The sequence below is a fragment of the Streptomyces anandii JCM 4720 genome, assembly GCF_014650655.1.
Lineage (GTDB): Bacteria > Actinomycetota > Actinomycetes > Streptomycetales > Streptomycetaceae > Streptomyces > Streptomyces anandii.
In genome coordinates, this window is record NZ_BMVJ01000022.1 from 73,746 (window position 1) to 94,518 (window position 20,773).

Annotated in this window: 19 protein-coding genes and 1 pseudogene; 9 read left to right on the plus strand and 11 right to left on the minus strand. The window is 73.0% G+C overall.

Going from position 1 to position 20,773, the window contains the following annotated elements:
- The first annotated feature begins 74 nt into the window (after positions 1-74).
- A complete protein-coding gene (locus IE249_RS29590; protein ID WP_189709651.1) occupies positions 75-1,097 on the plus strand; it encodes a Gfo/Idh/MocA family protein in 1,023 nt (340 codons plus the stop codon).
- 84 nt (positions 1,098-1,181) lie between these two features.
- On the opposite strand, the gene IE249_RS29595 is transcribed toward IE249_RS29590, so the two are convergent.
- Both IE249_RS29595 and IE249_RS29600 read right to left on the minus strand, forming a co-directional pair.
- Positions 1,182-2,363: a cytochrome P450 family protein gene (locus IE249_RS29595; RefSeq protein ID WP_189709653.1), complete on the minus strand. Its 1,182-nt coding sequence runs from the start codon at positions 2,361-2,363 to the stop codon at positions 1,182-1,184.
- Positions 2,364-2,433: 70 nt separating this feature from the next.
- A complete protein-coding gene (locus IE249_RS29600) occupies positions 2,434-3,123 on the minus strand; it encodes a response regulator transcription factor (protein WP_189709655.1) in 690 nt (229 codons plus the stop codon).
- A gap of 192 nt (positions 3,124-3,315) precedes the next feature.
- Here IE249_RS29600 and IE249_RS29605 point away from each other — a divergent pair, with 192 nt between their 5' ends.
- Entirely contained in the window at positions 3,316-4,296 is a 981-nt protein-coding gene (locus IE249_RS29605; RefSeq protein ID WP_189709657.1) for an NADPH:quinone reductase, read from the plus strand.
- 202 nt (positions 4,297-4,498) lie between these two features.
- On the opposite strand, the gene IE249_RS29610 is transcribed toward IE249_RS29605, so the two are convergent.
- From IE249_RS29610 to allB, 5 genes are all read right to left on the minus strand, one after another.
- Positions 4,499-5,779, minus strand: a complete 1,281-nt coding sequence (locus IE249_RS29610; protein ID WP_189709659.1) for a histidine kinase — start codon at positions 5,777-5,779, stop codon at positions 4,499-4,501.
- An 81-nt stretch (positions 5,780-5,860) separates the two neighbouring features.
- Positions 5,861-6,487 carry a dihydrofolate reductase family protein gene (locus tag IE249_RS29615; protein ID WP_189709661.1) on the minus strand — a complete coding sequence of 209 codons (627 nt, stop codon included), beginning with the start codon at positions 6,485-6,487 and terminating at the stop codon, positions 5,861-5,863.
- A gap of 86 nt (positions 6,488-6,573) precedes the next feature.
- On the minus strand, positions 6,574-7,401 hold the full coding sequence (locus tag IE249_RS29620; protein ID WP_189709663.1) for an AIM24 family protein: 828 nt from the start codon (positions 7,399-7,401) through the stop codon (positions 6,574-6,576).
- A 42-nt stretch (positions 7,402-7,443) separates the two neighbouring features.
- Positions 7,444-8,574: an allantoicase gene (gene alc, locus IE249_RS29625; protein WP_189709665.1), complete on the minus strand. Its 1,131-nt coding sequence runs from the start codon at positions 8,572-8,574 to the stop codon at positions 7,444-7,446.
- Positions 8,575-8,606: 32 nt separating this feature from the next.
- Positions 8,607-9,947, minus strand: coding sequence for an allantoinase AllB (gene allB, locus IE249_RS29630; protein WP_189709667.1), 1,341 nt, complete (start codon positions 9,945-9,947; stop codon positions 8,607-8,609).
- 240 nt (positions 9,948-10,187) lie between these two features.
- On the opposite strand from allB, the gene IE249_RS29635 reads away from it, so the two are divergent.
- On the plus strand, positions 10,188-10,985 hold the full coding sequence (locus IE249_RS29635) for an IclR family transcriptional regulator (RefSeq protein WP_189709669.1): 798 nt from the start codon (positions 10,188-10,190) through the stop codon (positions 10,983-10,985).
- An 83-nt stretch (positions 10,986-11,068) separates the two neighbouring features.
- Here the strand turns inward: IE249_RS29635 and IE249_RS29640 are convergent, their stop codons facing one another.
- Together IE249_RS29640 and IE249_RS29645 are read right to left on the minus strand one after the other, a co-directional pair.
- The gene (locus tag IE249_RS29640) at positions 11,069-11,740 is read right to left on the minus strand and encodes an ABC transporter ATP-binding protein (RefSeq protein ID WP_189709671.1); all 672 of its coding nucleotides are present in this window, start codon (positions 11,738-11,740) and stop codon (positions 11,069-11,071) included.
- A complete protein-coding gene (locus tag IE249_RS29645; protein ID WP_189709673.1) occupies positions 11,737-12,771 on the minus strand; it encodes an ABC transporter permease in 1,035 nt (344 codons plus the stop codon). The genes IE249_RS29640 and IE249_RS29645 overlap by 4 nt, the downstream gene beginning before the upstream one ends.
- 134 nt (positions 12,772-12,905) lie before the next feature.
- Here IE249_RS29645 and IE249_RS29650 point away from each other — a divergent pair, with 134 nt between their 5' ends.
- Positions 12,906-14,090, plus strand: a complete 1,185-nt coding sequence (locus IE249_RS29650; RefSeq protein ID WP_189709675.1) for a sensor histidine kinase — start codon at positions 12,906-12,908, stop codon at positions 14,088-14,090.
- The gene (locus tag IE249_RS29655) at positions 14,087-14,725 is read left to right on the plus strand and encodes a response regulator (protein ID WP_189709677.1); all 639 of its coding nucleotides are present in this window, start codon (positions 14,087-14,089) and stop codon (positions 14,723-14,725) included. Before IE249_RS29650 ends, IE249_RS29655 begins: the two co-directional genes overlap by 4 nt.
- 41 nt (positions 14,726-14,766) lie before the next feature.
- Here IE249_RS29655 and IE249_RS29660 read toward each other — a convergent pair whose 3' ends face one another.
- Positions 14,767-15,081 (minus strand): DUF5955 family protein, encoded by a 315-nt coding sequence (locus IE249_RS29660; RefSeq protein WP_189709679.1) that lies wholly within the window; start codon positions 15,079-15,081, stop codon positions 14,767-14,769.
- Positions 15,082-15,252: 171 nt separating this feature from the next.
- Between IE249_RS29660 and IE249_RS29665 the strand changes: the two genes are divergently transcribed.
- Together IE249_RS29665 and aceB are read left to right on the plus strand one after the other, a co-directional pair.
- Positions 15,253-15,879 (plus strand): nucleotidyltransferase family protein, encoded by a 627-nt coding sequence (locus tag IE249_RS29665; protein WP_189709748.1) that lies wholly within the window; start codon positions 15,253-15,255, stop codon positions 15,877-15,879.
- A gap of 219 nt (positions 15,880-16,098) precedes the next feature.
- Positions 16,099-17,724: a malate synthase A gene (gene aceB / locus IE249_RS29670; RefSeq protein WP_189709681.1), complete on the plus strand. Its 1,626-nt coding sequence runs from the start codon at positions 16,099-16,101 to the stop codon at positions 17,722-17,724.
- A gap of 116 nt (positions 17,725-17,840) precedes the next feature.
- Here the strand turns inward: aceB and IE249_RS29675 are convergent, their stop codons facing one another.
- Positions 17,841-18,755, minus strand: a complete 915-nt coding sequence (locus tag IE249_RS29675) for a HipA family kinase (protein WP_189709683.1) — start codon at positions 18,753-18,755, stop codon at positions 17,841-17,843.
- A 232-nt stretch (positions 18,756-18,987) separates the two neighbouring features.
- Between IE249_RS29675 and IE249_RS29680 the strand changes: the two are divergent.
- Both IE249_RS29680 and IE249_RS29685 read left to right on the plus strand, forming a co-directional pair.
- Positions 18,988-20,109: pseudogene (locus IE249_RS29680) on the plus strand (cytochrome c oxidase subunit I); the annotation flags it as partial.
- 136 nt (positions 20,110-20,245) lie between these two features.
- Positions 20,246-20,701: a hypothetical protein gene (locus IE249_RS29685; protein ID WP_189709685.1), complete on the plus strand. Its 456-nt coding sequence runs from the start codon at positions 20,246-20,248 to the stop codon at positions 20,699-20,701.
- The last annotated feature ends 72 nt before the right edge of the window (positions 20,702-20,773 follow it).

A 20,773-nucleotide genomic window follows, 5' to 3' on the forward strand; every position in this document is an offset into this window, starting at 1 on the left:
ACGGGAAGTTGTGTAGTCCGATTGTCCGGACATACGGATTGACAGGGTCCGGGGTCGGCCCTCACCTTGTTCCCATGCGCATCGGGGTCATCGGTACGGGCCGCATCGGCACCATCCATGCGAACACGCTCAGCCGCCATCGTGAGGTCGGGTCGCTGATCCTCACGGACGTCGATCCGGCGCGGGCCCAGGATCTCGCGCACCGGCTGGGCGAGACGGCCGCCCCGGGAGTGGACGAGATCTTCAAGTGGGGCGTGGACGCGGTGGTGATCACCACGGCGACGTCGGCCCACGCCGAACTGATCGGTCGGGCAGCACGCTCGGGGCTCCCGGTCTTCTGCGAGAAGCCCATCGCGCTGGATCTGCCGGGCACCTTGCAGGCGCTGGCCGAGGTGGACGCGGCGGGAACGATCCTGCAGATGGGGTTCCAGCGGCGCTTCGACACGGGGTACGCCGGCGCGCGGGAGGCCGTACGCTCGGGGCGGCTCGGCCGGCTGCACACGGTGCGCGCGCTCACCTCCGACCAGGCCGCGCCGCCGCCCGCGTGGCTGCCGCTGTCCGGCGGGCTGTTCCGGGACACGCTGATCCACGACTTCGACGTACTGCGCTGGGTGACGGGCCGTGAGGTCGTCGACGTGTACGCGGCCGGGTCCGACGCGGGGCCCGCGATGTTCCGCGAGGCGGGTGACGTGGACACGGGCGCGGCGGTGCTCACCCTCGACGACGGCACGCTCGCCACGGCGACGGCGACCCGGCTGAACGGCGCGGGGTACGACGTGCGCATGGAGCTGGCCGGGGAGCGGGACCAGATCGTGGTCGGCCTCGACGACCGCACCCCGATCGCGTCCACCGAGCCGACCGGGCCGCCCGCCGCGGACAAGCCGTGGGCCGGGTTCCTGGAACGCTTCGGGCCTGCCTACGAGGCGGAGCTGTGCGCCTTCGTCGAGGTCGTCCTGGGCGAGCGCGCCAACCCGTGCGACGGGCGCGAGGCGTTGCAGGCCCTGCGCATCGCCGAGGCCTGCGAACGCTCCCGCCACGACCACCGCCCGGTCTCCCTGACCGAAATCCCGGACGCACCGGGGCTCGCGCCCCGGTGACTCGGGGGCCGGGGCGCGCCCGGGATCCCGCCCCGGCCGCCCGCTTCCGCGGTGGTGGGTGCCCCGGGCCCGGGTCCGGGTTCGTCACCAGCGGACCCGGAGGGTTCGGGTGCCGTGGATCAGCATGCCGGGGAGCCAGTCTCCGGGTGGGCCGTCGAGGGTCAGGGCGGGGGCCCGCTCCAGGAGGCCGCGCAGGGCGACGCGTGCCTCGAGGCGGGCGAGCGGGGCGCCGACGCAGTAGTGGATGCCGTGGCCGAAGGCGAGGTGGCCGCGGGTGTCGCGGCGTATGTCGAAGCTGTCCGGTGACGCGAAGCGACCGGGGTCGCGGCCGGCCGCGCTGAGGCCGATCAGCACCGGCTCCCCCGCGGCGATGACCGTGCCGGCGATCTCCAGGGACTCCGCCGCGTAGCGGAACGTGGCGGTCTCCACCGGCCCCTCGTACCGCAGCGTCTCCTCGACCAGGCCGTCGACGAGGCTCAAGTCGGCGCGGACCGCAGCGAGTTGGTCCGGGTGCGTGAGCAGGACCCGCACACCGTTCGCGATGAGGTTGACCGTGGTCTCGTGGCCCGCTATCAGCAACAGGAAGGCCATGCCCAGCAGTTCGGAGGCCGAGAGCCGGTCTCCGTCCTCGGCGGTGGTGCGTATCAGCGCGCTGAGCAGGTCGTCGGCCGGCCCGGCGCAGCGTTTGTCCTCGATCAGATCGGTGAGGTAGGCGCCCAGGCCGTGCATGGCGAGGGCGTACGCCTCCTCGCTCGTGGGCGCCACCACCTCGTTGGACATCTCACGGAACGCGGCCCGGTCCATCTCGGGCACGCCGAGCAGCTCGCAGATGACCGTGATGGGCAGGGGATACGCCAGCGCCTCCACCAGGTCCGCGCTCCCGTGCGGAAGCATCGCGTCCAGCAGCCCGTCGGTGATCTCCCGCACGCGTGGCCGCAGCGCCTCGACCCGGCGCGCGGTGAACGCGCGGGTGACCAGCGAGCGCAGCCGCGTGTGCTGCGGCGGGTCGGCGTTCAGCATGTTCTTGCCGAGGATCTGCTCCTCCAGGGGCGGCCCCTGGATCCGGCTCACGTCCTTGGCCAGCCGCGGGTCGGCGAGGGCGGCGCGCGCCTCCTCGTACCCGACGACGAGCCAGGTCTCCCACGGCTCCGTGCCCGGCAGGCGCACCCGGTGCACCGGGCCCAGTTCGCGCAGCTCCGCGTAGACGGGGTGCGGGTCGGCGCGGAAGCCTTCCCCGTACTCCGCCAGGTCGATCAAGTCCGCCATCGTGTTCCCCCTCCCGGAGCGCGGCGTGCGCCCCGTGACCGACAACGTCCGGCCCGCCCCGGAAGTGCCCCTACGGCACGTCGTCCTCGAGAAGTCCGGCGTCGTGCACGAGGAGTGCGATCTGCACCCGGTTGTTCAGGGCGAGTTTCGTCAGGACGCGCGAGACATGGGCCTTGACGGTGGCCACGCTCATGAAGAGTTCCGCGGCTATCTGCGCGTTGGCCAGGCCGCGGCCGATCCGCAGGGCGACCTCGCGCTCGCGCCCGTTGAGGGCGGCGACGCGTTCACGCGCGCGTGCGCGGCGGTCACCGGGTCCTGCTCCGGCCGCCGCGCCGGCCCCGGTCGCGTGCCTGATGAGCCGGCGGGTCACGGCGGGCGACAGCACGGGATCGCCCGCGGCGACCCGGCGTACCGCGTCGACGATCTCGGCCGGCGGGGTCTCCTTGAGGACGAACCCCGAGGCGCCCGCGCGCAGGGCCCGCAGCACCTGTTCGTCGGCGTGGAAGGTGGTGAGCAGCACGACCTGAGGCGCATGCGCGCGCCCGCGCAGCCGCTCGGTCGCCGTGAGACCGTCCATGCCCGGCATCCGTACGTCCATCAGGACGACGTCCGGCAGGGTGCGGTCGACCAGGTCCTCCACCTCCGTGCCGTCGGCCGCCTCACCGACGACCTCGATGTCGTCGGCGCCGCCCATCATCAGGGAAAGACCGGCTCTCACCAGCGGGTCGTCGTCGACGAGCAGCAGTCGGATCGGGGTCATGCGCCCCACCCAACCAAACCGCCCGCGCCCGGGACACACCGGCTCGCCGCCGGCCCTCCCGCGCGGGAGCCGTCGTGACCCCGCGCGGGAGGCATCAACTGCCCCGCGCGGGAGGCGTCATGTCCCCCGCGCGGGAGACACGATGCCCGGCCGGGAGGCACCGCCAGGCACCCGGTGGGAGAATCGGCATCCATGCGTGCCGCGTACATCGAACAGCTGGGCCCGCCCGACCTCGTGCGCTTCGGTGAGCTGCCGCCGCCCGAGCCGGGGCACGGCGAGGTGCTGGTGGACGTACTGGCGACCACCGTGAACCCGGTGGACGCGTTCGTCCGCTCCGGACTGTTCCGCACCGCGCTGCCGCCCTTCCCCTTCGTCCTGGGACGGGACCTGGTGGGCACGGTGGCCGCCACCGGGCCGGGCGCAGGGTCGGGCTTCTCGGCGGGCGAGACGGTGTGGTGCGACAGCCTCGGCCACGACGGCAGGCAGGGAGCCGCCGCCGAGCAGGCGGTGGTGCCGGCCGACCGCCTCTACCGGCTGCCGCCGGGCGTGCGCCCGGAGGAGGCGGTGGCGGTGTTCCACCCGGCCGCGACCGCCCACCTGGCTCTCTTCACGCACGGCGGCCTGGGCACCGGCGGGACGGTCCTGGTCGGCGGCGCGGGCGGGAACGTGGGCAGCGCGCTGGTGGAGTTCGCGGTGCGCGCGGGCGCGCGGGTGCTCGCCACGGCCGCGCCGCGCGACCATGCGCACGTACGCTCGCTGGGCGCGGCGGAGGTGGTGGACTACCGCGCCCCCGACCTCGCCGAGCGCCTCGCGGCACTCGCGCCCGAGGGGGTCGACGTCCACGTGGACACCTCCGGCCACAACGACCTGCGGGCGGCCGTCGCCCTCCTCGCTCACCGGGGCCGGATCGTCGTCATGTCGGGCGCCCGGGACGAGCCGACGCTGCCGGTCGGTCCGCTCTACATGAAGGACGGCTCCGTGCGCGGCTTCGCCATCTCCCACGCCACGGTCGCCGAACTGGCCCAGGCGGCGGCAGCCGTCAACGAGCTTCTGGCGGCAGGCGGTCTGCGCCCCCGCGCGGTGGAGCACCACCCGCTCAGCGCCATGGCGGACACCCACCGCCGTATGGAAGCGGGCGAACTGCACGGCACGCGCGTGGTTCTCCGCCCCTGAGCCGGTCCATGTCCCACCCGTCGCCGAGGCGCGGGTCGCGTCGGCACACCCACGGCATCGCGCCCAGCGTCACCCGCTGCCCGGAGGCGTGGCCGACAAGGAGCCGCCGTGACCCGCGGCGGCTGACCGCGCGGGGCTACCGCGCAGGGCACCCGCCGCCGCGCTCCCCTGGGCCACACCCCGCCGCTGCCCCGTCCCGCCGTTACCCGGGCCCGCCGCTGCCCCGCCCCCAGGGAAGCCGGGCCTCCACCGTGAAGCCGCCCTCCGGCGTGGGGCCGTGGCGCAGGGTGCCGCCGGCCAGGGTGGCGCGTTCGGTGAGGCCGATCAGACCCTGGCCGGAGCCGGGCACGTGCGGGACCTCGCCCTCGGGGGCCGGGTTGTGCACGCGGACGGCCAGCCCCTGACCGGGGCCTCCGGTGACGGACACGGTGACCTCCGTGCCGGGGGCGTGCTTGCGGGCGTTGGTCAGGCCCTCCTGGGCGATGCGGTACGCGGTGCGGCCGACGACGGCCGGAACGTCGGCGGGATCGCTGACCTGCCCGGTCAACAGGACCTTCATCCCGGCCTCGCGGGACTCGGCGACCAGGGCGTCCAGCGCACCCAGCGTCGGCTGGGGCCGGCCCGCGTCGTCGGCGTCGCCCGCGCGCAGTACGCCGATGATCTCGCGCAGATCTTGAAGGGCTTCGTGCGCGCTCTCCCGGATGACCCCGGCAGCCCGCGCGACCTCCTCGCGGGGGGCGTCCGGACGGAACTCCAGTGCGCCGGCGTGCACGCTCAGCAGCGTCAGCCGGTGCGCGAGGACGTCGTGCATCTCCCGCGCGATGGCCTCCCGGGCCAGCCGTTGCGCCTGCTCGGCGCGCAGCCGCGCCTCGGTCTCCGCGCGCCGCGCACGGTCCCGCAGGCTCAGCATCAGCTGCCGTTTGGACCGTACGAACATGCCCCAGCCGACGACCGACAGGAGGAACACGATGGAGAAGGCGACCACCCCGGCGTACGGCAGGTCGGGATCGGGGCGCAGCCAGGACGACACCGGGACCAGCGCGAGGGTGGCGCCGCCGACCCAGGCCACGTACCGGAAGGGGCGGTGCACGGCGAGCGTGAACAGGGCGACGACGCCGGCGCCGCCCGCGGTGTTGGAGACGAAGCCGACCGGGACCATGGCGACGGCCAGGGCGAGGGGATGGCGGCGGCGCAGCCAGACCGCGGCACAGGCGGGCAGGCCGAGCAACTGGTCGGCGACGACGAGGGAGTGGGGCGTGTGCGGCTCGTGGCGCACGGAGTCCGCGGCGGCCAGGCCGATTCCGACGGCCAGCAGGAAGCAGGAGACGTCGACCAGCCAGTCGCGCGCGGTGCGCCGCGGGCGGCCCGGCCGCCTTGCGCCGCCGGGGTCGAGTTCGTCGGCCACCGCGGACGGCAGCCACCAGCGCCGCCCGGTGAAAACGGGCGTGTCCAGCGTCGTTCCCTCACTGCTCACGACCGGCAATGTACGCAGCCGGCGCGCACTTGGCCGCCCCGCGGAACGGATCGGCTACCAAAGTAGCGGCGACGTCGACCTTCGGCGCCCCTACGCGTCCTCGGGCAGTTCGTAGGAGCCGTACTCCGGGCGGCCGGCGGTGTCGTAGGACTGGATGGAGACGCCTGCCGAGGTGATACGGCCGCCGGTGTGGCGGAAGGCGGTGGGGACGGCGCCCTCCACGAACAGGCGTCGTCCGGTGCCCAGTACGACCGGGAACGTCAGCAGGTGCAGGGTGTCGACCAGACCGAGGTCGACCAGGGAGCGCACCAGGGCGCCGCTGCCGTGGATCTGGAGCTCGCCGTCCGTGCGCTCCTTGAGCGCGGCGACCTCCTTGGCGAGGTCGCCGCCGACCACGGTCGTGCCGGACCACTCGGGGCTGTCGAGGGTGGAGGAGACGACGTACTTCGGCAGGCCGTTCAGCCGGGAGGCGATCGGGTCCTCGGGGTCGGTCATCCTCGGCCAGTAGGAGGAGAAGATCTCGTACGTGCGGCGGCCGAGCAGGAAGGCGCCCGCGCGGTCGAAGACCTCGGTGACGAAGCGGCCGAAGTCGTCGTCGCCGTAGTGGAAGCTCCAGCCGCCGTGGGCGAAGCCGCCGGTGGTGTCCTCCTGGGGGCCGCCGGGCGCCTGGTAGACGCCGTCGAGGGTGACGAAGATGGTGGAGACGAGCTTGCCCATGTCGGATGCCTTCTTTCGCGGGCCGGGTCCGCTGTCATCACCTCAGACCCCGCCGGCCCCCGCAACTCATCGCCCGGCCGGAGGGCTCATCCCGCGTGGGTGGAGAACAGGCCGCCGGTCGGCCCCTGCTTGTCGCCGCCCTGGGCCTTCTTCAGGGCGTTGGCGAGGCTCTCTATGGTGAGGGACTGCAGGATGACCCGGCCGTTGCCCTCCAGGGTGGCCAGGGACAGGCCCTCGCCTCCGAAGACCGCGTTCATCAGGCCCTGGCGGTTCAGGCCGCCGATGCGCTGGACGCCGTACTGGATGCCCTCCTCGAAGGCGACCACGCAGCCGGTGTCGACCTCGATGCGGCCGCCGAAGTCGGCAGGGTTGAGGTCGATGAAGTTGCCCGCGCCGGCGATGATCACCGTGCCGTGCCCGGTGAACTTCTCCAGGATGAAGCCCTCGCCGCCGCTCATACCGGTGCGCCCGCCGGCGAAGGCGATGCCGAAGTCGACGGTGGACTCGGCGGCCACGAAGGCGTCCTTCTCCGCGAACCACGCGCGCGTGCCGTCCAGTTCCAGCGCGCGCATCTCGCCGGGCAGCACGCCCGCGAAGCCGACCGTGCCCTCGCCCCCCTGGGACGTGAAGTACTGGAACGCCAGCGACTCGCCCGCCAGGACCCGCTGGCCGACCTGCATCGCGGTGCCCATGGCCTGGCGCAGCAGGCCGCCCATGCCGCCGCCCCCGCCGCCGCCCTGGCCCGAGCCGTTGCCGTTGCCGTTGCCGGACGGGCCGGACAGGCGGGTCTCCATGGTCACGTTGGTCGTCTTGAACAGGAACTTCCCGGCCTCGCAGTACACGGTCTGGCCGGGGCGCAGGTTGACGACCGCCATCTGCGTGGCGTTGCCGACGATTTCTTGCTGAAGGGTCACAGGGGAGAGAACGCGGGGGCGGACCGGAGAGTTCCCCCCTGATCAGCCGCCCAGTTCCCGGTGCCGGGCCGTGAGGCGGGCCGCGCCGTCCTCCGTCAGGGAGCCGAACAGGCGCAGCCGGGAGATGCCGCCGTCGGGGAAGATGTCCACGCGCGCGTGCGTGCCGGTGACCGGCGCGGGGAGCACGAAGCGGTGGTTGGTGTCGGGCTGGAGGCGGGTGCGCGGGATGAGCTCGGTCCACTCGCCGCCGTCGGCCCCGTCGCCCTCGCCGTCGCGTACCGAGACCGAGGCCCAGCCCGCGCTGTTGCCCTTGAGGTACGCGGTGTCGATCTCCAGGGCGCGGATCTCGGAGCGGGCCGCCAGCCGGTAGCGGATCCAGTCGTGGCCGTGGTCGCGGCGGCGCCGGGTCTCCCAGCCGTCGTCCATCTTGCGGGAGCGGCCCGGCTGGATGGTGTTGGTCGCGGGCGAGTAGAAGCGGTCGGAGGCGTCCTCGACCAGGCCGCCGTTCTCCAGGGCGACCACGTCGAAGGTGCCGAGCGCCGACAGCCATCCGGGGTCGGGCACGACTTCGCCGTGCACGCGCAGGCGCGCGATGCCGCCGTCGGGGTGCTGGCTGAGGCGCAGGTGGGTGAGGCGGCGCGGCACGTCCACCGCGAAGCCGTTGGCCGCGTGGCCGCCGACCGGGGTGCGCGGGACCAGCGTCGTCCACTTCACGTCGTCCGCAAGCAGTTCCTCGGGGGACGGGGAGCCCGGCACCGAGGTCCCCTCGACGGACACCGCCTGCGGGTAGTTGCCGCGGAAGTGCGCGGTGTCCACGATGATGCCGCGTACGACGCCCGGTGCGCCGAGCCGGATCAGCGCCCAGTCGTGGTCGTCCTCGGCGGGCCAGGGGTGCGCGGCCGAGGTGCCGCGCCGGCGCCGGGTCTCCCAGCCGTCCATGATCTTGCCCTTGTGCCCGAAGTGCTCGGGGTCGAACTCGGCGCGGCCCGGCAGCAGCAGGTTCTCGCGCATGGCGAAGAACTCGTCGTTGGCGGCGATGACACCGGCGCCGAGCCGGCGGTCGGCGAGGTCGGCGAGGTGGGTGAACGGGAAGTCGGCGGTGCGGTAGTCCGCGTACGGGTCGCCGCCGCTGTAGGGGCGCGCGTCGCCGGTGAAGCTCTCGATCGCCGTCACGGTGGTCTGGTCCTGCCTTTCGGGAGTCGGTGTCAGGGGGTGCGGGTGAGCAGGCGTCCCCTCGGTGCGGTGAACTCGCCGTCCGCGACGATGCGTTCGCCGCGCAGCCAGGTGGACCTCACCACGCCGTGCAGGGTCCGGCCGGCGTAGGCGGTGACGCGGTTGCGGTGGTGGAGGGCGGCTGGGTCGACGGTGAAGGTCTCCTCGGGCGCGAGGACGGCGAAGTCGGCGTCGCGGCCCGGCGCGATGGCGCCCTTGCGCGCGTCGAGGCCGGCCAGGCGTGCCGTGTGCGCGGACATCCAGCGGACCACGTCGTCGAGGCCGTGGCCGCGCCGCCGTGCCTCGGTCCACACGGCGGACAGGCTCAGCTGGAGGCCGGAGATGCCGCCCCAGGCGGTGGCGAAGTCGTCCGTCTTGAGGTCGGCGGTGGAGGGCGAGTGGTCGGTGACCACGCAGTCGATGGTGCCGTCGGCCAGCGCCTGCCAGAGCAGGTCCTGGTTGGCGGCCTCGCGGATCGGCGGGCAGCACTTGAACTCGCTGGCGCCGTCCGGGACTTCCTCGGCGGTCAGGGTCAGGTAGTGCGGGCAGGTCTCCACGGTGATCCGCACTCCGTCCGCCCTGGCGGCCGCGATGAGCGGCAGCGCGTCGCCGGAGGACAGGTGGAGGACGTGCACGCGCGCGTCGAGGCGCCTGGCCCGGTCGATCAGGGCGGCGATGGCGGTGTCCTCGGCGTGGTGCGGCCGGGAGGCGAGGAAGTCGGCGTACTTCGGGCCGCCCTGCTGCGGGGCGGCGGCCAGGTGGCGGGGGTCCTCGGCGTGCACGACGAGCAGACCGTCGAAGGAGGCGATCTCCGCGAGCGAGCGGGCCAGCTCCTCCTGGGTGAGATGCGGGAACTCCTCCACGCCCGAGGGCGACAGGAAGGCCTTGAAGCCGAGGACGCCGGCCTCGTGCAGCGGGCGCAGGTCCTTGACGTTGCCGGGCAGGGCGCCGCCCCAGAAGCCGACGTCGACGTGGGCCTTGTCGCGGGCCACGTCCTGCTTGGTGCGCAGGTTGTCGACGGTCGTGGTGGGGGGCAGGGAGTTGAGCGGCATGTCGACGAGGGTGGTGATGCCGCCGGCCGCCGCCGCGCGGGTGGCGGTCCAGAAGCCCTCCCACTCGGTGCGGCCCGGGTCGTTGACGTGCACGTGGGTGTCGACGAGGCCGGGCAGCAGCACGTCGTCGCCGAGGTCCTCCGGGCGGGCGCCGGGGGGCGCCTCGGCGTCGTGCGGGAGTACGGCCGTGATCGTGCCGCCCGCGACCACGACCGACGCGGGACGCGTCCCCTCGGGCGTGACCACGCGGGTCGAGCGCAGCACCAGCTCAGCGTCGGACACCCGGACCCCTCTCGGACCTCGGCTCAACTACTTCAACATTCTGTTGAACGAGTCTTCACTCCCGCCCGCACCCCGTCAAGAGGCACACTGCTGCCCGGTGGCCCCGCGCGCACGGTCTAGACGTTTCCGCAAAGCGGAATTAATATTCCAACTATCAGAACGTAGTTCCGCACAGGCGGGCGGTCAACCGGCTCCCCGATAGGCTTTGGCCCCGCCCGCCAGTCCCGAAAGGAACGCGCCGTGCCGACGTCCAGCGCCAGCACCACCGACTCCGCCAAGTCCTCCGGCGGCGGGGTCCAGTCCCTCGAGCGCGCCTTCGATCTGCTCGAGCGGATGGCGGACGCGGGCGGCGAGGTCGGCCTCAGCGAGTTGTCGGCGGCCGGCGGGCTGCCGCTGCCGACCATCCACCGCCTGATGCGCACCCTCGTGGCCTGCGGATACGTACGCCAGCAGCCCAACCGGCGGTACGCCCTCGGCCCCCGTCTGATCCGCCTCGGCGAATCCGCCTCCCGGCTGCTGGGCACCTGGGCCCGCCCCTACCTCGCCCGCCTGGTGGAGGAGACCGGCGAGACGGCGAACATGGCCCTGCTCGACGGCGACGAAGTCGTGTACGTGGCGCAGGTGCCGTCCAAGCACTCCATGCGGATGTTCACCGAGGTCGGCCGGCGCGTGCTGCCGCACTCCACGGGTGTGGGCAAGGCGCTGCTCGCGCACACCCCGGACCACGAGGTGCGCGCCCTGCTGGCCCGTACCGGCATGCCCGCCGCCACCGACAGGACCATCACCACTCCGGAGGGCTTCCTGGCCGCCCTGGAGGACGTGCGCCGGCTCGGCTACGCCATGGACGACAACGAGCAGGAGATAGGGGTGCGCTGCCTCGCGGTCACCGTCCCCGACTCCCCCACCGCCGCCGCCATCTCCATCTCCGGCCCGGCCGGGCGGGTCACGGAGGCGGCGACCGAGCGGATCGTCCCGGTGCTGCAGCAGGTGGCCGTGGACCTCTCCGAGGCCCTGTCCGGCACGAGCCCGGCGGCCTGAACCGGCCATCCGGTCCACCGGCCACCGCCCGCCGGCGCCTGACCAAGCCCACCGGTGCCTGATCACGCCCACCGGCCCCGGCATCACACGGTGAGCACCGTGAGCCGCCCGTCCCGCATCTCGTGCACGGCGTCCGCCGCCTCCAGATGAGCCCGGTCATGGGTGACCAGGACGGTCGCGGTGGCACGGTCGTGCGTGAGGTGGGTGAGCAGGTCCAGGACGGCCGCGCCGCGCTCGTGGTCGAGGGCGCTGGTGGGCTCGTCGACGAGGAGGACGGACGGCTCGTTCATCAGTGCCCGCGCGATGTTGACCCGCTGGCGCTGGCCGCCGGAGAGCTGGTGCGGGCGCCGGTGCGCCTGGTCGGCGAGGCCGACCGCGGCCAGCAGTTCCCGGGCCCGCCCGGCCGCCGCCCGGCGTCCGTCCAGGCGGGCCATCACCTCCAGCTGCTCGGCCGCCGTCAGCGACGGCAGCAGGTTCGGCTGCTGGAAGACGATGCCGATGTTCCGCCTGCGCAGCACGGCGCGCTCGGCCGCGCTCAGCTCCCCGGTCGGCGTCCCGGCCACGCACACCCGCCCGCTGTCCGGCCGGATCAGCGTGGCGGCCACCGCGAGCAGGCTGGACTTGCCCGAACCGGACGGCCCGACGACCGCCGTGAGGGTCCCGGAGGGCACCTCGAGGCGTACCCGGTCCAGGGCCGTGAGCCGGCCGTCCCCGTCGGGGTAGGTCAGCGTGACGTCGTCGAGGATCAGGCTCATCGCACGCCTCCCAGCGCGGTCAGCGGGTCGACGGCGGTGATCCGCCGCACGGACAGGCCGGCGCCCAGCGCACCGAGCGCGATGGTCACCCCGGCGGGCACCAGGACGGTCGCCGGGTCCAGCACGAAGGGCACCGAACCGCCCCGTACGAGCGCGCCCGCCAGACCGGCGAGTGCGGTGCCGAGGAGTGTGCCGGCGGCGAGCAGGACCACCGCCTGTCCCAGCGCGTCGCGCAGCAGGTAGCGGGTGGAGGCGCCCAGCGCCTTGAGGACGGCGATGTCGGGGGACCGCTGGATCGTCCACACGGTGAAGAACGCGCCGATGACCAGGGCGGAGATGGCGAAGAGGAAGCCGCGCATCAGCTGCAGGGAGCCGTTCTCGGCCTGGTAGGACCCTATGGCGCTGAGCGCGTCGTCCTTGGCGAGGGTCTTCGTGCCGGCGGCCCGGTCCCCGGCGGCGAGGTCGGCGCCTTGCGCACGCAGCGCGATCACGGTGACCCGGCCCCCGTCCCAGGCCGTCCACACCACCGGCGTATGGCTGTACGAGGCGCCGCCCGCGACGGCCGCCACGGTCCACGTGGCGGACCCGAGCCGTACCCGGTCCCCGGCCGCCACGCCCAGATCGGCGGCCGCCTTCACCGTGAGCACCGCCCGCCCGGGCGCGACGCCCTCGGGTGCGATGCCGCCGCCGGGCCGTACGGCGAACAGCGACACCGCCGCCGTACGGTCCCCGGCGGCCGCGTCGACCGTGCGGATCGCGACCGGCTCGGCGTACGGCACCCGCCGTGCCCACTCCTCCACGGCGGACGCCGGCAGCGAGGAGTCGGCGAAGGACACCGACCGGCCCGCGGGCGGCGCGGCGAAGGCCAGGTGGTCGGCGGGCAGCTGCCGTACCGCCGAGGTGTTCTGCTCCGCGAGCCCGGCGGTCAGCCCGGACAGCAGCCCCACGAGCAGGGTGATCAGTACGACCACGGTCCCCATCAGGGCGAACCGCCCCTTGGCGAACCGGAGGTCTCTCCATGCGACGAACATGCCCCAACCCTGCGCGGGAGGGCCCCCGCGAGGCATCGCCCCGGGGCACGGATCGCCCACACCGAAGGATGCGCACGAGCATCAAACTTTCGGTTGACCGACGGCGGAGCGGCGGCGCTTACGCTGGAGCGGCCATGGACGTCCGCCAGCACTCCCCCGTCGTCGTCACCCTCCGCCTGTGCCTGTACGCGCTGTTCGCGGGCCTGCTCGCGCTCGCCGCGATCCGGGCGGACGGCCCCGCCGCGGTGGCCGCTGCCGCCGTCACCGGCGCGGTGCTGGCCTGGGGCGTGCTGAGCCCGGCCGTGCACCGCTCCCGGCGCAGGGCGGCGGTGTGGCTGGGCGCGCTGAGCCTGTGCTGGCTGGTGCTGCTCGTCTTCTCCCCGGACGCCCTGTGGGCCGCCTTCCCGCTGTACTTCCTGCAACTGCACCTGCTGCCGGCGCGCTGGGGCCTGCCCGCGGTCGGCGCGACCGCCGCCGCGGCCATCGCCGGGTTCGTCGGCCACGGCGGACAGGTCACGCCGGGCGCGTTCATCGGCCCGCTGCTCGGCGCGGGGGTCGCGGTGGCCACGGTCCTCGGCTACGAGGCCCTGTACCGCGAGAGCGAGCGGCGCCGCGAGCTGATCGAGGAGCTGGTGGCCACCCGCGCCGAACTGGCCGGCGCCGAGCGCACCGCCGGCACCCTCGCCGAACGGGAGCGGCTGGCGCGGGAGATCCACGACACGCTGGCGCAGGGCCTGTCCAGCATCCAGTTGCTGCTGCGGGCCGCGCAGCGGGTGCTGCCCGAGGGCTCGCCTGCCGCCGGGCACATCGAGCAGGCCCGCGCCACCGCGCAGGACAACCTGGCCGAGGCGCGCCGCTTCGTGCACGCCCTGACCCCGCCCGACCTGGAGCACGGCTCGCTGGCCGGCGCGCTGGAGCGGCTCTGCTCGGGTGCCGCGGGACCGCCCGCCGTCCGCTTCTCGGTGAGCGGCACCCCGGCCGAGCTGCCCACGCCGTACGAGGTGGCGCTGCTCAGGATCGCCCAGTCGGCCCTCGGCAACACCCTGCGGCACGCCGGGGCCGGCCGCGCTGAGATCACCCTGAGTTTCATGGACACCTCGGTGGCGCTGGACGTGGTCGACGACGGGCTCGGCTTCGTGCCCGACGCCGTACCGGCCAGGGTGGGGGCGGGCGGCCCGGTGGACGGCGGTTTCGGGCTGCCCGCGATGCGGGCCCGCGCCGAGGCGCTGGGCGGGACGTTCGCCGTGGAGTCGGCGCCGGGCCAGGGCACGGCGGTCGCGGTGACCCTGCCCTACCCGGACCCGGAGGGCCGCGCATGACGATCCGGCTGCTGCTCGCGGACGACCATCCCGTGGTCCGCGCCGGCCTGCGGGCCGTGCTGTCCGCCGAGCCCGACTTCGAGATCGCCGGGGAGGCGCCGACCGCGGAGCGCGCGGTGGAGCTGGCCGCGGCGGGCGGGGTCGACGTGGTGCTGATGGACCTGCAGTTCGGTGCGGGCGGCGCGCACGGCGCGGAGGCGACGGCGGCGATCGCCGCCCGGCCCGGCGCCCCGCGCGTGCTGGTCCTCACCACGTACGACACGGACGCGGACATCCTCGCGGCGGTGGAGGCGGGTGCGGCGGGCTATCTGCTCAAGGACGCCCCGCCGCGGGAGCTGGCCGCCGCCGTGCGCACCGCCGCGTCGGGCCGCTCGGCCCTGGCCCCCACGGTGGCCCACCGTCTGATGGACCGCATGCGCGCTCCCGCGGCCGCGCTGAGCCGGCGCGAGCTGGAGGTGCTGGAACTGGTCCGCGGCGGCCTGTCGAACCTGGAGATCAGCAAGCGGCTGTTCCTCAGCCAGGCCACGGTGAAGTCCCATCTGGTGCACATCTACGCCAAGCTCGGCGTGGACTCCCGCACGGCGGCGGTGGCGGCGGCCACCGGGCAGGGGCTGCTGCGGCGCAGCGGGTCCTGACCCGCCGGGCCCAGCCTCTGCCCGTGGGCGGCTCCCGGGCCTCAGCGTGCCGGCGGCTCGCCGAACAGGTCGACCGCGGCGCGGACTTGGCACAGTCCGCGGGCCAGGGCGCTGACGGAGCCGATGGACCCGGCGATCAGCAGCAGCGAGCGGCGCATGCGCGGGATCTCGGGCGTGCCGTGGGCGGCCATCGCGGCGAGCGCGGCGAGTTCGTCCTCGGCTATCGCCCGGTCGGGGAACTCCACGGGGTGGGCGGCGAGTTCGCGGCGCAGCCGCGACACGGCGGTGCGCAGTTCCGCCACTCTCGGGTCCTCGCCGCTGCTGGTCACCGTCCGCTGCCCCAAGCTCCGCAACACAGCCCTCCCCCTCGCACTTCGTCGTGCGCCGTCCTCGGACCCGGGTCAGTAAACCGCCACCGGGGCGGGACGCGCCACCGTGGGAACCGAAATTCAGCCCCTTCTCACCCACGTGTTCGACGGACCGTCAGGTATGCAGGAGCCATGAAACACATGGACGACCTGGACGGCATGGATGACACGGACGGCGCGGGCGGCGCGCAGGGCGCGGGCGACGAGGTCGCCGGGCTGGTGCTGGCCGCCGGTGGCGGGCGGCGGCTCGGCGGGCGGCCCAAGGCGCTGCTCACCCACCGGGGCCGGCCGCTGGTGGAGCACGCGGTCGCGGCCCTGCGGGCGGCCGGGTGCGCCCGGGTGCACGTGGTGATCGGCGCGCGGGCGGCGGACGTACGCCGGCTGGCGCGGCTGGAGGGTTGCGTACTCGTGGACAACCCGCGGTGGGAGGAGGGCATGGGCTCCTCGCTGCGGGCGGGGCTGGACTCGCTGACCGGAACCGGCGCCCGTGCCGTCCTGGTCTCGCTGGTCGACCAGCCCGGCATCGGGGCGGAGGCGACCGCCCGGGTCCGCGCGGCCTTCCGGGACGAGACGTCGCTGGTCTCGGCGGCGTACGAGGGTGTGCGCGGCCATCCTGTGCTGTTCGGGGCGGCGCACTGGGCGGGCGTCGCGGCGAGCGCGACCGGCGACCGGGGAGCGCGCGCCTATCTGAGGCAGCACCAGGAGGCGGTCACCCTGGTCGAGTGCGGGGACGTGGCTCGGGCGTACGACATCGACACCGAGGCGGATCTGGGACACCTTGAGTGAGCGGGGTGGCACCGAGCGCCCCCTTGCCTCGATACGGAGACTCTCGACATCAACAAACCATTGAACTTCCACCATGAGGAAACTAGTATCCACTGATCAGAAGCGTCCGGCCGCTCCCTGGGCGCCATACGCCCCAATCGCACCCATTGGCATCCGGTGCCACGGCATGGTGGCGTGGAACGTGGTTCGCTGAAGAAGCCCCGAAGGAAGTGACAGCTCATGTCCGCACCAGCGCCGTCCCCGCTGGCCATCGTCGACGCCGAGCCCCTGCCCCGGCAGGCGGAGGTCCTGACCGACGCGGCGCTCGCCTTCGTGGCCGAGCTGCACCGGCACTTCACGCCGCGCCGCGACGAACTCCTCGCCCGCCGGGCGGAGCGCCGCGCCGAGATCGCCCGCACCTCCGCGCTCGACTTCCTGCCGGAGACGGCCGCCGTCCGCGCGGACGACTCCTGGAGGGTCGCCGAGGCCCCCGCCGCCCTGAACGACCGCCGGGTCGAGATCACCGGCCCCACCGACCGCAAGATGACGATCAACGCGCTCAACTCGGGCGCCAAGGTCTGGCTCGCCGACTTCGAGGACGCCTCCGCGCCGACCTGGGAGAACGTCGTCCTCGGCCAGCTCAACCTGATCGACGCCTACACCCGCAGCATCGACTTCACGGACGCGGCCTCGGGGAAGACGTACGCCCTGCGGCCGGCCGAGGAGCTCGCCACGGTGGTCACGCGGCCGCGCGGCTGGCACCTGAACGAACGTCACCTGCGCGACGCGGACGGCCGTCAGGTGCCCGGCGCCCTCGTCGATTTCGGCCTGTACTTCTTCCACAACGCCCGGCGCCTGCTCGACATGGGAAAGGGACCGTACTTCTACCTGCCCAAGACCGAGTCGCACCTGGAGGCCCGCCTCTGGAACGACGTCTTCGTCTTCGCCCAGGACTACGTCGGCATCCCGCAGGGCACGATCCGCGCCACCGTCCTGATCGAGACGATCACTGCCGCGTACGAGATGGAGGAGATCCTCTACGAACTGCGCGACCACGCCTCCGGGTTGAACGCGGGGCGCTGGGACTACCTGTTCTCCATCGTGAAGAACTTCCGTGACGGCGGACCCAGGTTCGTCCTGCCGGACCGCAACGCGGTCACGATGACGGCCCCGTTCATGCGGGCGTACACCGAACTCCTCGTGCGCACCTGCCACAAGCGCGGCGCGCACGCGATCGGCGGGATGGCCGCGTTCATCCCCTCGCGCCGGGACGCGGAGGTCAACCGGGTCGCCTTCGAGAAGGTCCGCGCCGACAAGGACCGCGAGGCGGCCGACGGTTTCGACGGCTCCTGGGTCGCCCACCCCGACCTGGTGCCGATCGCCATGGAGTCCTTCGACAAGGTGCTCGGCGACAGGCCGCACCAGAAGGACCGCCTGCGCGAGGACGTGCACGTCGAGGCGGCCGACCTGATCGCCGTCGACTCCCTCGACGCCCGACCGACGTACGCGGGCCTGGTCAACGCCGTTCAGGTGGGCCTGCGTTACATCGAGGCGTGGCTGCGCGGCATGGGCGCGGTCGCCATCTTCAACCTCATGGAGGACGCGGCCACCGCCGAGATCTCCCGCTCGCAGATCTGGCAGTGGATCAACGCGGGTGTGCGGTTCGAGAACGGCGAGAAGGCCACGCCCGAGCTGGCCCGGAAGGTCGCCGCCGAGGAACTGGCGAACATCCGTGAGGAGCTCGGCGCCGAGGCCTTCGCCGCCGGCCACTGGCAGCAGGCACACGACCTGCTCCTGACGGTCTCCCTCGACGAGGACTACGCCGACTTCCTGACCCTGCCGGCGTACGAGCGGCTCGAGGGCTGAGGCCACCGCCGAACGCCGATTCCGAGGGCCGATTCCGAGGGCGGATTCGGAGGGCTGATTCCCGAGGACCGATTGCCGAGGACCGATTCCCGAGGGTTGGACCCCGGGGGCCGGATTCACTCCAGGTGCGCCGACCAGTCCTGCTCGGCGGCGGGCCTGCCGTGCAGGTCGGGGACGCGTTTGAGCCAGTCGGGCCGCCCCCGCTCGGTGCGGGCCGCGCGGGCGGCCTCCTCCGCCGCCAGCTCCTCGCGGGTCGGGAAGTCGGTGGGCAGCCACTCCCCCGAGGCCGTCACCCGCGCCGCGAGGTAGTCGACGTAGGCGCCGCGTGCCTCGTCGGGGGTGGCGAAGCCCGGCTCCTCGGTGAGCCAGGCGTCGGGTACCTCGGCGAGCACGTCCCGCAGCAGCTCCCGGGTCACCCTGGGGGCCAGCTCGGCGTCGGCGGCGCGGACGTCGGGCGCGTAGTGGCCGAGGGCGTGGTGCCGGAAGTCGTAGGCCTTCGCGGGCGCCGAGGTGTCCCAGCGGTGGTGGAAGACGAGGGCCGCGCCGTGGTCGATGAGCCACAGGTGCGGGGGCGCGGTGCCGAAGGTCGGCCAGATCATCAGGTTGGAGCTGTGGACCGTGCGGTCCACGTTCGCGGTCAGCGCGTCCAGCCAGACGATCCGGCCGGCCTCCAGCGGGTCCACCGGGAAGCTCTTCGCCGCCTCGGGGGTGAAGTCGCGCGCGCCCGGCAGATAGTCCATGCCGAGGTTGACGCCCGGGCTGGCGTTCAGCAGGTCGCGCACCTCCTGGTGCGGCTCGTGCGCGGCGAGGTCCGGGTCGAAGTGCACCAGCACCAGCTCGGGAAACCGCAGACCGAGCGCCCGCGCCAGCTCGCCGACGACCACCTCGGCCACCAGCGCCTTGCGCCCCTGGGCGGACCCGGTGAACTTCACGACGTACGTCCCGAGGTCGTCGGCCTCGACCACTCCGGGGACGGAGCCGCCGGAGCGCAGGGGGGCGACGTAGCGCGTCGCGGTGACCTCTCTCAGCATCTTCCAAGACCCCCTGGATCACTTACTTTATATTCCACGGTCTGCTCCCAGCCTCCAGCATGAGCGAGGCACAGGTGTGTCGCAGCACTCGAGTGATCACCGGCGTCGGAACCGGCGGCCGGTGGGCCCCAGTTGGCCGCGCTGTCCCGTGGACGGTCCCACTGGCCGCGCTACCGGCGGGAGTGCTGTGAATGAGCGGTTCCCCCTTGGGGCCGCATGGCCACAGCGATGCGGGGTACTGGCGTTGATCATGCGCAGCGAGCTGGCCCGGCCGGGGCTGCAGATTCTCTCGAACGAGCAGTTCAACCAGGCGTTCACCATGCACGGGGCGATCATGCTGCTCATGTTCGCCACCCCGCTGTTCGCCGGCTTCACGAACTGGATCATGCCGTTGCAGATCGGCGCCCCCGATCGCCTTTCCCAGACCGAACATGCTCGCGTACTGGTTCTACCTGCTCGGCTCGCTCATCGCGGTGGGCGGATTCCTCACCCCGCAGGGCGCCGCGAGCTTCGGCTGGTTCGCCTATGCGCCGCTGAGTGACGCTCAGCACTCCCCTGGCGTGGGCGGCGACATGTGGATCACGGGGCTGGCGCTGTCCGGGTTCGGCACGATCCTGGGCTCGGTCGACTTCATCACCACGATCATCTGCATGCGCGCCCCCGGCCTCACGATGTTCCGCATGCCGATCTTCTGCTGGAACGTGCTGCTGACCAGCGTCCTGGTGATTCTGGTTCTTCGGCCATCCGGAGGTGTACATCATCGCGGTGCCGTTCTTCGGCATCATCAGTGAGGTCACTCCCGTCTTCTCCCGCGAGCCGATGTTCGGTCACGTGGGTCTGATCGGGGCGACCATCGCGATCTCCGGACCACTACGTCGTCTTCGGGACCGTGGTCTTCGCGATGTTCTCCGGCTTCTACTTCTGGTGGCCGAAGTTCACCGGGAGGATGCTCGACGAACGCCTCGGAAAGACTCACTTCTGGACGCTGTTCGTCGGCTTCCACACGACTTTCCTCGTCCAGCACTGGCTCGGCGCCGAAGGCATGCCACGCCGCTACGCCGACTACCTCGCCGCCGACGGCTTCACCACCCTCAACACCGTCTCCGCCATCGGCGCGTTCCTGCTGGGTCTGTCCACCCTGCCCTTCCTCTACAACGTCTGGCGGACCGGCAAGGACGTCGAGTCCGACGACCCCTGGGGTTACGGCCGTTCCCTGGAATGGGCCACCTCCTGCCCGCCACCACGGCACAACTTCCTGACCCTGCCCAGGATTCGCTCCGAGTCCCCCGCCTTCGACCTGCACCACCCGGACATCGCCGCACTCGACCGGGCCGAGAGCGTGGAGCGGAGGTAGGCTCCCCCGCGCACGCCCTCTGGACAGGGTGACGCTCGGGGGGGCACGGGTGACGGCGGACAGCAAGCGCCGACCCTGATGATCAGCGGTCTCGCGCCTGTGCTGATGCCGCGTCGACTCGGAGATGCGTAAGGTGATGAGCGAAAAGCCCACCTCGTGGTGGAGATCGTCCGAATTCAAGGTCGCCCTTGTGACCGGAATCATCGTCGCAATAGTCAGTGCGGTCATTTCGAAAGTCACGGCCCCTGACGACCCGCCGGAACTCGTCACGTACAAGGTGCGGTACCGGAACAACACCGGCCGGCAACAGGACAACGTCCTGATATCTGCCGAGATCCCACAGGGCTCTGAGTACGTGATGGGAAGCACGTACATCGCCAACTCAGCGACGGATTCGCAGTGGAAACTCACCAACGACGGCATTACGGCCCGTGGGCTGAACATCGGCTCCTACGCACCCGGAGGTGCGGCATATCTCAAATTCAGGGTCCGGCCCAAGGGCAAGACGACGTTCACGTGTTCGTCGAACGGCGAAGCCGGCAGCGTCAGCGTGTCCGCCGGCAGTGAGATCAGGATCTGGACCACGTGTTAGCCGGGTCTGAGGGTGTGGACCGCTACGGGCCGGCGGACCGCAGGCGCACCAGACCCCGGCCGGCCGTCCCCG

Bases quoted from the DNA above. Each gene is read 5' to 3' on its own strand.
- IE249_RS29655 (WP_189709677.1), top strand. From the start codon at position 14,087: ATGACGATCCGGCTGCTGCTCGCGGACGACCATCCCGTGGTCCGCGCC.
- IE249_RS29640 (WP_189709671.1), bottom strand. From the start codon at position 11,740: ATGAGCCTGATCCTCGACGACGTCACGCTGACCTACCCCGACGGGGAC.
- IE249_RS29675 (WP_189709683.1), bottom strand. From the start codon at position 18,755: ATGCTGAGAGAGGTCACCGCGACGCGCTACGTCGCCCCCCTGCGCTCC.
- IE249_RS29605 (WP_189709657.1), top strand. From the start codon at position 3,316: ATGCGTGCCGCGTACATCGAACAGCTGGGCCCGCCCGACCTCGTGCGC.
- aceB (WP_189709681.1), top strand. From the start codon at position 16,099: ATGTCCGCACCAGCGCCGTCCCCGCTGGCCATCGTCGACGCCGAGCCC.
- IE249_RS29595 (WP_189709653.1), bottom strand. From the start codon at position 2,363: ATGGCGGACTTGATCGACCTGGCGGAGTACGGGGAAGGCTTCCGCGCC.
- IE249_RS29685 (WP_189709685.1), top strand. From the start codon at position 20,246: ATGAGCGAAAAGCCCACCTCGTGGTGGAGATCGTCCGAATTCAAGGTC.
- IE249_RS29650 (WP_189709675.1), top strand. From the start codon at position 12,906: ATGGACGTCCGCCAGCACTCCCCCGTCGTCGTCACCCTCCGCCTGTGC.
- IE249_RS29600 (WP_189709655.1), bottom strand. From the start codon at position 3,123: ATGACCCCGATCCGACTGCTGCTCGTCGACGACGACCCGCTGGTGAGA.
- IE249_RS29590 (WP_189709651.1), top strand. From the start codon at position 75: ATGCGCATCGGGGTCATCGGTACGGGCCGCATCGGCACCATCCATGCG.
- IE249_RS29645 (WP_189709673.1), bottom strand. From the start codon at position 12,771: ATGTTCGTCGCATGGAGAGACCTCCGGTTCGCCAAGGGGCGGTTCGCC.
- IE249_RS29615 (WP_189709661.1), bottom strand. From the start codon at position 6,487: ATGGGCAAGCTCGTCTCCACCATCTTCGTCACCCTCGACGGCGTCTAC.
- IE249_RS29665 (WP_189709748.1), top strand. From the start codon at position 15,253: ATGGATGACACGGACGGCGCGGGCGGCGCGCAGGGCGCGGGCGACGAG.